Origin of the sequence: Collinsella sp. HCP28S3_E9, from assembly GCF_052065455.1 — a bacterium.
Classification (GTDB): Bacteria; Actinomycetota; Coriobacteriia; order Coriobacteriales; family Coriobacteriaceae; genus Collinsella.
The window spans coordinates 1-311 of sequence record NZ_JBQHTZ010000056.1 but is presented as its reverse complement, the minus strand read 5'-3'; the positions used below and the strand labels follow the sequence as shown (position 1 = coordinate 311).

Below are 311 nucleotides of genomic sequence, written 5' to 3'. Positions count from 1 at the left end.
CTACCCTGTGACCGATAGCGCACCAGTACCGTGAGGGAAAGGTGAAAAGCACCCCGGGAGGGGAGTGAAACAGTACCTGAAACCGTGCGCCCACGAGCAGTCGGAGCACCCATTGGGTGTGACGGCGTGCCTTTTGTAGAATGAGCCAGCGAGTCGCTGGCGCGGGGCGAGGTTAACCGAAAGGGAGCCGGAGCGAAAGCGAGCCTTAACAGGGCGACTTGAGTCCCGCGCCGCGGACGCGAAGCCGGGTGAGCTATCCGTGGGCAGGCTGAAGCGGGGGTAAGACCCCGTGGAGGGCCGAACGCACGTCG

At 64.3% G+C, this 311-nt stretch carries 1 rRNA gene; it reads left to right on the top strand.

Features of this window, described 5'->3' with window-relative positions:
- Window positions 1–311: ribosomal RNA gene (locus tag ACTNA2_RS09130) — 23S ribosomal RNA — on the top strand; the annotation flags it as partial.